Raw genomic sequence first — 10,020 nt, 5'->3', positions numbered from 1 at the left:
TGTATGGGCGTTCCGGTAAGCATAGTAAAGGTCTTGCCGCACGTTTTGCACTTGGAGCGCTGCCTCCCATTGAACATGCTGTGCTTAATGATCATGCTGCTCGAGCAGTGGGGGCAGACTTTCGCCTCCCCCAGCTGAGCCGTAAGTGATGCATCCGTATTTTTCAGCTCCCGCATTACCGTAACGCGCTCTTGTTCTGTCAACTGTTTTGCGAGTTCTCGGATTTGTTCAATTATTGTCATATCATAGAGACTTTCCACTAAGATAAGCAAATTTTTGCAACAACATTATCACTGAATAGAGCCAACTTATTCTGTCTTTCTTTCTATTCTTGTTCATCCTAGGATTTCTGTCCCTTATCGTCTTGCGCTATAAGGTAAAGCGATTCCTTAAGAAGAATAGCGCCGGGTATACCGAAAATGATACTAAGCGCAAGCCCGGTGAAGTTTGGGTGGACGATAAAAGAGATTCCTCCCAAAGTGGAAGCAACAAGCTAAAGGATGTAGGCGACTATGTCGACTACGAAGAGGTAAAGGAATAGTCCCTTAAGTCTTCCTAAAAGCAAAAAGCCGAGCCAATAATGGTTCGGTTTTTTTGTTCTCTATTGTTTTCGCATTCTGAGTTTGAATTCTTTCGGATGCGAAAGATATGCTCATTATTGTATCATATATGGTCTGTTAATGTGATACCAAGTCTTTCGGACTTTCGAAAAAGATGGAACTACAATACACCCTTTACAGCTCGTGTTAATGCCGAGGAGAAGACAAAATCATTTAACTCTTTGTTATCGGCATGTAGTATCTCCTCACGGTTTCCTTCCCACCAAATCTTTCCTTCGTTGATAAAAAATATTTTATCACCAATTTCCATTATGGAATTCATATCGTGAGTGTTAATAATGGTAGTCATTTGATACTCTTGCGTTATCTCCTTAATTAGGTTATCGATAACAGTGGCCGTTCTTGGATCGAGGCCAGAGTTGGGTTCATCGCAGAAAAGATACCTAGGGTTTAAGGCAATGGCACGAGCAATCGCTACCCGCTTTTGCATTCCTCCACTAATTTCGGAAGGGAAAAGATGATTTGCGTTCTCAATATCTACGCGCTGAAGGCAGAAATTGGCTCTTTCTTCCATCTCCTCTTTGCTCATCTTAGTAAACATTTCGAGGGGAAACATAACGTTTTCTATCACTGTTGCGCTATCAAAGAGGGCACTTCCCTGAAATAACATTCCTATTTTCTCCCGAACCTCTTGTTTCTCATTCCGCTGGAGTTTTGTAAAACTAAAATCATCGTAGAATATCTCCCCTTTATCCACCTCATACAGACCAACAAGCGATTTGAGCAAAACGGTTTTACCCGATCCGCTTTGTCCAATAATTTGGTTTATTTCCCCAGGTTGGAAGGTGACCGAAACATCATCAATCACCAATTTATCCTCGAAGGATTTAGAAATGCGAACGGCTCTAATCATATTTATTTACTTAAGAAGCAGCTGGGTAAGGATAAGGTTGAATAGAAGAATGGTAATGCTTGAAACAACAACGGCCTTAGTGCTTGATCGGCCAACCTCAATCGATCCACCTTTAACCGTATATCCATAGTAGGATGAAATGGAGGTGATTAGGAAAGCAAAAACCACTGTTTTTACAAGCGCATAGGTAACGTAAAAGGGGACAAATGTATGCTGAATACCTTCAATATAGTTTTGGGTGGTAAGCACTCCGGTAAATACACCCACGAGCCAGCCGCCGAAAATACCAACAAAAATGCTAAGGATCGTAAGGAATGGATTAAAAAGTACTGTTGCAACAATCTTAGGAAGAATAAGGTAACTGGCGGAGTTTACGCCCATAATCTCCATGGCATCTATCTGTTCCGAAACTCGCATTGAACCTATTTCGGAGGCAATATTCGAACCAACCTTGCCGGCTAAGATTAACCCCACAATGGTAGAGGAGAATTCCAGTAATATGGAATCACGGGCAGCTAACCCTATCAGGAAGTTAGGAACAAAAGGATTGTTGGCATTATAAGCTAATTGCAAGGTGAATACGGCACCCATAAATGCAGAGATAACGGCAACAATTCCAATAGAGTTCACACCTAATGAATCAATCTCCCGTAAAATTAACTTGTAGTATAACTTTCCTTTTTGAGGACGCGAAAAAACCCTTCGAAGCAGAAGAAAATAGTCACCTAAAACTCGCAACAGGCCCATCGTTTTTTTTTGTAAAGGTAGAAAATTCCTTCTATTAAACATTTTGATATGAACACGTGAATTTCTTTTCATAACTTTGAGAAAAATACAACTATGAACAAGAACCACTATTGTATTATAATGGCTGGAGGGGTTGGAAGCCGGTTTTGGCCGCTGAGCCGAAATGCAAAGCCCAAACAGTTTTTAGATATTCTCGGAACCGGGAAAACCTTTCTGCAGCAGACCTTTGATCGTTTTGCCAAAATAATTCCGGCTGAAAATATAATGATTGTCACCAGTGCTATTTATAAGGATCTTGTTCTGGAACAATTGCCACAGATTGATCCTTCCCAAATCCTACTTGAGCCCTTCCGACGAAATACGGCTCCATGTGTAGCATATGCCAACTATAAAATATTGCAACGAAATGCGGATGCGGTTGTGGTTGTGGCTCCATCCGATCATCTAATCATGAATGAGGTTGAGTTCCACCAAATCATTCTTAAGGGGCTTCAATTTGCGGAGTCTAATAGTGCCATAACAACCATTGGTATCAAACCAAATCGTCCTGAAACGGGTTATGGCTATATTCAAATTAACAGTTCGGTATCGGCTCCAGTAGTGGGGATTCGGAGGGTGAAGACATTTACTGAGAAACCGAATCTCGAGATGGCTAAGATATTTCTCCAAAGTGGCGAATTTCATTGGAATTCGGGAATATTCATTTGGTCGCTCAAGACCATTATGGATAACTTTGCCGAGTTTCTACCGGAAGTTGACAAACTGTTCGGCGATGGTGTTGGGCTTTACAATACTGATAGAGAAGAAGCATTTATTCGGCAGGTCTATTCGGAGTGTAAAAGCATCTCTGTTGATTATGGTATTCTCGAGAAGGCGAGTAATGTTTTTGTGATCCTTGCCGATTTTGGCTGGTCCGACTTAGGCACTTGGGGTTCGCTATACCTTAACTCCAATCTCGATAAAGATGGCAACACAATTGGTGGAGCAAACGTTATGCCCTACGGATTGAAGAATTGCGTTGTTCGAGTTCCTGACAATAAGTTAGTTGTTCTTCAAGGGCTTGAAGACTATATCGTGGTAGAATCGGATGATATTCTATTAGTGTGCAAGAAATCGGACGAGCAGGAGATAAAGACTTTTGTAAGTGATATTCTTATCGAGAAGGGAGAGCAATATACATAATGCTCTTTACTTCGTTAAAAAGTAAAAGCCACCTTATGGGTGGCTTTTTTATGTGATAACTGTTAGGCTAGAACTCCCAAAGATCGTGTTCTTCGTTGAAAATATCCTCTCTTATCCTATCAGATTCTACCATGTTTGGAATACCTCCAAGTGTGTATGTGCTGATTGTCCTATTGTTGTAAACGTTACCCTCTCGAATAATATAGGAGGCAAATCTGCGTAGAAAGAAAAGGTCGTCAAACGAAATCCGTTGAGCATCATTGTGCTCCGAATAAACGCTAGTATTAGCTAAAACTTTTCTTACCTCCGGGAAATAGATCCAGAATGTTTTCACCTTGGTAATTTCACCTTCGGCGACGTCATCCTGAGCCTGGTCAGCGGTAGTGGTGGTTTTTAAGTAAACGCGAATAGGACAGATACCAATAATTCTGCACTGCATCGTGGAATACTTCTTATCAAAATACCACTCTTCTTTCACTAGTAGTTCTTTTATTTCGCCCCACTTAGGATCGGAATATTGCATCTTAGGAGAACCGTCCTCGTTTTGTCCAATCTGAACCATTCCTCCGCCAATTTTGCCTTCGCACTCGGTAGGGGAAATAGTAGAAGTAAACTCGTCATCTTCTCCGTCGTAGGCAGTAAGTTCGCCCTTATTGATTGCAGAGTAAAGAGTTTGAATAAGACTCTTCCTATCTTGCATCTCTTCTGTAGGGAAGTATAGGGGGAGATTTAATTTTTCTCGGAGATCTATAACTCGCCAAATACGTTTGCTCCACATCACGTCACCCTCTCTAAGAGAAGGATAGGGGACTGGTTCGCGTTCCTTAATGGTCTCCTTTACATAGATGCCATCCTTAACCAAACTCTCTTTTTTGATAGGCTGGGAATTTGCTGAAAGGCCTAGAGAAGCCAAGGAAATTATGCCCACTAAATAATGCAAACACCTTCTCATAGTCGTGTTATTTAATTTTAACATTTAACTGATATGGATAATCTCTTACCGTGCCATCAGGGCCAATGATCTTGATATCTTCAATGGTGATTTTATTCCCAGCTTTTAAGCGGGAAAGCATGTTCTTTGCTTTGTCGTTGAACCGCCATCCATCGTTTGAAATACTGTTCTCATATCCATCGGAGTTTAGTGAAAATGTAAAACTCTTAACGATATAGGAAATATCGAAATCAAAATCGGGTGGCATTTCTGCCTTCACACCGTCGGCCCCTGCAGCAAAAACTTTATCCACTGATTTTCCGGTTATTCCTTGAATCCTAACAAGTGGATCGGGAACATTTTTAACCCGAAAATTGATTTTGCCAAGAAACTTCTGTGATTTATCTATTTCAGCAAATACGGTAATATCGGTAAGTTTTCCTTGCCCAGGCTGAACAATGTAGCCCTTTGCAGTCCTCTTGTATGATCCGTTCTCTACTTTGATTACCAGTTTGTCTGCCGATACTCCGGAGGCTGAAACGTCGATTGGATTATCAACACCTCGGTATAGTACGTTCATCTTACTAGGAGAAACAACTGCTGAAGGAACGGCAACCTGATATGTTACTTTAAATGGACGTTTCACGAGTTGACCGCTAGGCGACTTAATCTGTAAGAGACCACCCCAGTTTACTATTCCGGGTTTACTCCCACTGACCGAATATGATCCTATGCCGCTTTTAACATCTACTTTTTGACCAGCACCCCGCATTTCGTATTCTAATTCTCCCGATGCCGTTCTTTTCTCGTCGTAACCGCCAATGAATATTTCAGGGTCTTGGGTAGAGTCGGAAGCAGCGAGGAATATCTTGGCTTCGTATTTGCTACCTTGCAAAACATAATCGGAATTAGCAATAACAATCGCCTGCAACTTGTTGAATTTAAACGATCCAGCATCAATTTGCGAAAGCAGATAGTTAATAATTTCTGCCTCACAATTTAGAACATCGAGTTGCATTTTCGTCAAGATGGGCAAGATGGCTGCAACTGGAACACTTTCGAATCGGCCTGTTTCCCAGGTTCTTGGAGTTCCATCCCCTTTGTCTTTTGGATCTTTTGTATCTAAAAGGTTTTCAATGGTAGTTACCAGCGGTTCGTATGCCTTCTTATCTTCCACGATGCTCAGAAGAAAATCCCGATAGGTTGCGAGTTTTTTTCTTAACTCATAAGCTTCCCCGTTTTTATCAGCGCCAAGAAGGATTCTACTGCCAGCATCGGTGTCAGACTTATTTAGTAATTTTTCGCCTTCAACCTCTTCGCTGCCATTCTTATCTTTAACAACAGCTTCGGCCTCTTCGCCATCCGCTTGTCGAACGCAGCGAACTTTTAGGCTAACTATATACTTGTTGATTTCTTCAGTCTTCTTTCTAATCTCGTCGGCTTTCATTCTCCATGGCTTAACTTTCGTTTCGTTAAGTTTCTCCGCCATTGAGAATTCATTATACGCGCTACTGTTCTTTGAGGCGAAACTATGAGAAGTCTGAATAAGGCCTTGGTCAACTAATACGAATGCTTCCAGTACCTCGGCCGAAACGTTGAGTGCAAGCATGGCAGTAAGAACTAGGTACATCATACCTATCATCTTTTGCCTTGGTGTTTCTTTTCCGTGCCCCATAGTTTAATTCCCTTAACAGTAAGATTCGTTAATTATTCGACATTACGTTCATAGCTGATAGCATATTGCCATAAACTGAATTCAACGAATCGATATTTTGATTTAGTGTTGTAACTCCTTGACGTAAATGCTGTACCTCTTCGATTGATTTCTGAAGATCAGCAACCATCTTCTCAACACCAGTATATAAATTCCCTGATTCTTTCAGATATTTATCCGATTGGTTGATTTGCTGTTCATGGACCTGATTTAGCGATTCCAAGTGCTTGTTTAAACCTTGAAGTTGCTGAACATAGGTCTGATTAATGTTAGATACAGCAGTGCTGTCGATCTTTATTTGGCTAGTGATATCTCCATAACTCTTTACCAAATCGGTAGCAGAACCAGAAACATCCGAGGCAACTTTTTGTGCTGCAGCGGTAATGATCTCATTCAATTGTTTACCCGCAGCATCAATTTGTCCTTTTAGGTTGGAGCCAGTTTGACTCATGCCCTCATGGAATTTATCTCCTGCTTGAGCAACAACACCAGCTGTCTTCTGGTAACTTTCCGAAGCCAGATTGATGGATTCGCCAAGAACTTGTGATGACTGCTCGTATTTTTGTGTAAATGCTCCTACTGAACCTGCTGCACTCTTCATTTTCTCGGTAAACTCGTTCGAAGCAGCCGCTGCATTTGAAATATCTGAGAGCTTTTCGGTGGTTTGGCTGAGTTTCGCAAGTCCTTTGCCCACTTTATCAAAAAGTTCAGGACCAATATCTGCTTTTTCAAGCATTTGGTTGAATTTTTCTGTAAAGACAAGAGCACCAGAGTTACCTGATCCACCCATAGTAACAGGGGCCGTTAGTGTGGCTGTGGATGCGATCGGTTGTTGAACACCTCCAGTGGCTGCAATTACCCCAGCAATGATCTCTTGAATAGATTCACTATCCATGCCACCATTACGTGCAGTGCGATACCTCTTCAGTTCGTCCTCATCTGAGATTCCAGTCAATTCTGGATATACTAATGTCCAATCCACCTCCTCGTGAGGTGGCTCAAAAGCGGAGAAGAAGAAGATGAATGCCTCTGTAGTCATACCTATAATAAGAGCTGCAGATGCAAATTTCCAGTGCATTAACTTGAATAATGCTCCGATAATAACAACTGATGCACCCAAGCCATATAGCTTGGCCATGAAGTTTTTCCAGTTGTCACTTTGTACTATTTCAGTAATATTGAATCCCATTGTGGAAGTTTTTAATAAGTTACTAGTTTCCTCCAGGCATATAACTTCTTACACAACGAAAACCGATGTATGGTTTTGCAGTGTCCTGATATTCAAATGTTCTAGTTCCGTTCTGCAAGAAATATCCTATATCCTTCCAGGATCCGCCACGAATAACTTTTCGTTTAAGAGCTGGAGGGTCATTGGGTTTAGCATTATACTTGTAATCTGGGTTCATATCATGGGTAAACATGTATGCTGCGTCATCAAAAGCATTTGATGTCCATTCGGCAACGTTGCCAGCCATATCATAAAGCCCATAATCGTTTGGTTCGTAACTCATAATAGGAACAGTATTTAAACCGCCATCATCGATGTAGTTACCGCGTAAAGGTTTGAAATTGGCCAAGAAGCATCCGGTCATGTTTCGGGTATACGGACCGCCCCATGGGTATTTGTTTAAGTCAAGACCACCTCTGGCAGCATATTCCCATTCACTTTCAGTTGGAAGTCGGTAGTCATTAACCATCGACTCACCATTTTTTATAAGTTGGTTGCTCAGGGTTTGAGAACGCCAGATTGTAAAGGCAGTTGCTTGTTTCCACGATACTCCTACCACTGGGTAGTCATCAAAACTTGGATGCCAGAAATAGGTGGAGGTGTATGGTTCGTTGTAGGAGTAAGTAAAATCACTAATCCAGCAGAGCGTATCCGGATATACGTTAATAACATCGCGGATTATGAATGATGAGCGGTCTGTAATTGGCACCTCTTCGCCCATTACATTCACAATATTTCCAGAGTAGCGTTTCTCTTCGTAGTTATATCGGTTACGAGGATTTGCTGCTTGTTGAAGGTCTATCCAAAAGTATTCGTATTGTAGTTTACGGGTATCAATTTCTTTTCGACGATAGAAGCGCTCCTGCACGTTGTAGTACATCGAGTCTAATATTGAGGCTTGCTCTTCATCTTTGGAATCAATAGGTGTCTCCCAGTTTAGAACTGGTGGGTCAATCTCGTTACCGAATTCGTCCTCTGCTATAGCATAATCGTCTATTTGTTCTGCTAAAAGGCGACGGGAAATGGAATCGGTTACGTATTGAACGAATTGGCGATATTCGTTATTGGTGATTTCGGTTTGATCCATCCAAAATGCATCGACAGAAACGGTTTTAGACGGTGCTGTTACGGACCAAGCGAGATCTTGATCGCTAGCGCCCATATTATAGGAACCCTGTGGAATAAAAACCATCCCAAATGGAGGAGCTTCTCCGTAACTTCTCCGCCCCCCTACACCTACCAATTCGCCACTTGTATTGGGGCCGCAACCTGTGATTATTGCCGCTAAGAGACTCAGAACAAATACTCTTTTCATAGTCGGTTATTTATGAGCAAATAGACAAAATATTCGGTTAAAAAGTTATCGCAAATTACAAAAATCTTATACTCTTGTACCTCTGTGGTGGTTTTTCTTTTTTCAAAGAAAAGCAGTAACTCACCATAAACTCGTGAGTGCCATCGTTATAACCACTTAAATCAGACAAAGAATAATCGTAAGCATATCCAATTCTTACACCATTAAACAGTTCTATACCAAACATACCGATGATAGCATCGTTAAGTCTGTAAGAAACGCCACCCCATATCCGTTTATTGTAGAGAACATTTGTATTCACTGTTAACGAGGAACTAGCCCCTTCGGTTACCAAAAAGATGCTTGGAATGATTTCAAATGATGGATTTGGTAAAGCCAAGTTGTATCCGCTTGTAAGGTAATAGTGGCGTTTAAGAGTTGACGCATTGGCCGATTTGTTGATGACAGGCTCGTTTAAATGCTGTGACGATAGGCCAAAATACATCCTATCCGTTTTGTAAAAAAGGCCAAAACCTAGATCCAAACTCATAACGCTCTCCTTTGACTGGGGAATATTGGGATCTGGGCCAGTTACAGCAATATCTTCAGGATATACCCATTTTGGATCGAGTGATGCATTTATGAATCCCCCCGAGATGCCTATTCCTAATTGCCCGCTAGCTAAACTCATTCGGTAAGCATAGCTCACGTTAATGTCTATATCGTTGTTAAACGCGTATTTGTCGTTATATACTGTAATTCCGGCTCCATGCGATTTACCAAACAGCCGAAAGGGAGAGTTAACATTCACCACCGTGGTTGCTGGTGCTCCTTCGAAACCAACCCATTGCTGGCGATTGATTGCGGAGGCGCAAATCAAATCGGAACTGCCTGCATAGCCTGGGTTTATGGTCATTTGGTTAAACATATTATGGCTAAATTGGGGCGCTTGTTGGGCAAAAAGCCCCAACAAAGGATTTGAAACAACAATTAGAAGTATTAATAACCTTCTCATAAAAATTCCCCAATATTTCTTCAACTGAAAGGTAAAATAACTAAAAAATTATTTCTCAAGCAAATTTTTATACCTTAAATCCGCAACATAAGAGTAAAAATAATCGGGAACCCCTGTAATAATAATCATCACAAGGCTTTCCCGATTAAAATATTTTCACCTACTTAGGTGAAAACATCGTAGCGGATGAAAATTACATATTCTAGCGACACCATCAACTCTTTTGGCGGAATAAATTTTGCAGACAAAATTATCCGGGAGGCCTCTATTTACGACACCATAGACCAAACGCTTGGCATTCGGGGAGTTAAGGCACAGTATTCCTACAGTGATTTGTTTCGATCCTACCTCATGCTGGTTTTATGCGGCGGCGAATGCGCCGAGGATATTACCGAACACCTGCGCTCAGAGCTGAACCAGCTTACCGGATTTCAAG

The 10,020-nt window shown here is 41.4% G+C and carries 10 protein-coding genes and 1 pseudogene; 3 read left to right on the top strand and 8 right to left on the bottom strand.

Features of this window, described 5'->3' with window-relative positions:
- Nucleotides 1-242: IS1 family transposase (locus tag BLS65_RS18965; protein WP_139180977.1), on the bottom strand; the 242-nt coding region annotated here is incomplete at its 3' end.
- 89 nt (nucleotides 243-331) lie between these two features.
- On the opposite strand from BLS65_RS18965, the gene BLS65_RS18080 reads away from it, so the two are divergent.
- Entirely contained in the window at nucleotides 332-541 is a 210-nt protein-coding gene (locus BLS65_RS18080) for a DUF4834 domain-containing protein (RefSeq protein WP_125869919.1), read from the top strand.
- Between the two features lie 179 nt (nucleotides 542-720).
- Here the strand turns inward: BLS65_RS18080 and BLS65_RS16315 are convergent, their stop codons facing one another.
- Entirely contained in the window at nucleotides 721-1,473 is a 753-nt protein-coding gene (locus tag BLS65_RS16315) for an ABC transporter ATP-binding protein (protein ID WP_092440887.1), read from the bottom strand.
- Nucleotides 1,474-1,479: 6 nt separating this feature from the next.
- Nucleotides 1,480-2,220: an MlaE family ABC transporter permease gene (locus BLS65_RS16310; RefSeq protein WP_092440886.1), complete on the bottom strand. Its 741-nt coding sequence runs from the start codon at nucleotides 2,218-2,220 to the stop codon at nucleotides 1,480-1,482.
- A 93-nt stretch (nucleotides 2,221-2,313) separates the two neighbouring features.
- On the opposite strand from BLS65_RS16310, the gene BLS65_RS16305 reads away from it, so the two are divergent.
- On the top strand, nucleotides 2,314-3,402 hold the full coding sequence (locus tag BLS65_RS16305) for a mannose-1-phosphate guanylyltransferase (protein WP_092440885.1): 1,089 nt from the start codon (nucleotides 2,314-2,316) through the stop codon (nucleotides 3,400-3,402).
- Nucleotides 3,403-3,469: 67 nt separating this feature from the next.
- Here the strand turns inward: BLS65_RS16305 and porN are convergent, their stop codons facing one another.
- The 5 genes from porN to BLS65_RS16280 are packed head-to-tail and all read right to left on the bottom strand — an operon-like array spanning nucleotide 3,470 to nucleotide 9,584.
- Nucleotides 3,470-4,354 carry a type IX secretion system ring subunit PorN/GldN gene (gene porN / locus BLS65_RS16300; protein WP_170830176.1) on the bottom strand — a complete coding sequence of 295 codons (885 nt, stop codon included), beginning with the start codon at nucleotides 4,352-4,354 and terminating at the stop codon, nucleotides 3,470-3,472.
- Between the two features lie 7 nt (nucleotides 4,355-4,361).
- The gene (gene porM, locus BLS65_RS16295) at nucleotides 4,362-6,008 is read right to left on the bottom strand and encodes a type IX secretion system motor protein PorM/GldM (RefSeq protein ID WP_092440883.1); all 1,647 of its coding nucleotides are present in this window, start codon (nucleotides 6,006-6,008) and stop codon (nucleotides 4,362-4,364) included.
- A gap of 28 nt (nucleotides 6,009-6,036) precedes the next feature.
- Nucleotides 6,037-7,236 carry a type IX secretion system motor protein PorL/GldL gene (gene porL / locus BLS65_RS16290; RefSeq protein WP_092440882.1) on the bottom strand — a complete coding sequence of 400 codons (1,200 nt, stop codon included), beginning with the start codon at nucleotides 7,234-7,236 and terminating at the stop codon, nucleotides 6,037-6,039.
- 22 nt (nucleotides 7,237-7,258) lie between these two features.
- Nucleotides 7,259-8,590 carry a T9SS ring complex lipoprotein PorK/GldK gene (gene porK / locus BLS65_RS16285; protein WP_092440881.1) on the bottom strand — a complete coding sequence of 444 codons (1,332 nt, stop codon included), beginning with the start codon at nucleotides 8,588-8,590 and terminating at the stop codon, nucleotides 7,259-7,261.
- Nucleotides 8,591-8,645: 55 nt separating this feature from the next.
- Complete coding sequence (locus tag BLS65_RS16280) at nucleotides 8,646-9,584, bottom strand: PorP/SprF family type IX secretion system membrane protein (RefSeq protein WP_092440880.1); 939 nt, start codon at nucleotides 9,582-9,584, stop codon at nucleotides 8,646-8,648.
- A 186-nt stretch (nucleotides 9,585-9,770) separates the two neighbouring features.
- Here BLS65_RS16280 and BLS65_RS16275 point away from each other — a divergent pair.
- Nucleotides 9,771-10,020, top strand: a pseudogene (locus BLS65_RS16275) (hypothetical protein); the annotation flags it as partial.

The organism is Williamwhitmania taraxaci, assembly GCF_900096565.1.
GTDB classification, from domain to species: domain Bacteria; phylum Bacteroidota; class Bacteroidia; order Bacteroidales; family Williamwhitmaniaceae; genus Williamwhitmania; species Williamwhitmania taraxaci.
This window is presented reverse-complemented; position numbering and strand designations above follow the sequence as displayed.

What these genes read in the sequence shown, in the direction of transcription:
- BLS65_RS16315 (WP_092440887.1), bottom strand. Translation starts at nt 1,473, where the DNA reads ATGATTAGAGCCGTTCGCATTTCTAAATCCTTCGAGGATAAATTGGTG.
- BLS65_RS16310 (WP_092440886.1), bottom strand. Translation starts at nt 2,220, where the DNA reads ATGGGCCTGTTGCGAGTTTTAGGTGACTATTTTCTTCTGCTTCGAAGG.
- BLS65_RS16305 (WP_092440885.1), top strand. Translation starts at nt 2,314, where the DNA reads ATGAACAAGAACCACTATTGTATTATAATGGCTGGAGGGGTTGGAAGC.
- porN (WP_170830176.1), bottom strand. Translation starts at nt 4,354, where the DNA reads ATGAGAAGGTGTTTGCATTATTTAGTGGGCATAATTTCCTTGGCTTCT.
- porM (WP_092440883.1), bottom strand. Translation starts at nt 6,008, where the DNA reads ATGGGGCACGGAAAAGAAACACCAAGGCAAAAGATGATAGGTATGATG.
- porL (WP_092440882.1), bottom strand. Translation starts at nt 7,236, where the DNA reads ATGGGATTCAATATTACTGAAATAGTACAAAGTGACAACTGGAAAAAC.
- porK (WP_092440881.1), bottom strand. Translation starts at nt 8,590, where the DNA reads ATGAAAAGAGTATTTGTTCTGAGTCTCTTAGCGGCAATAATCACAGGT.
- BLS65_RS16280 (WP_092440880.1), bottom strand. Translation starts at nt 9,584, where the DNA reads ATGAGAAGGTTATTAATACTTCTAATTGTTGTTTCAAATCCTTTGTTG.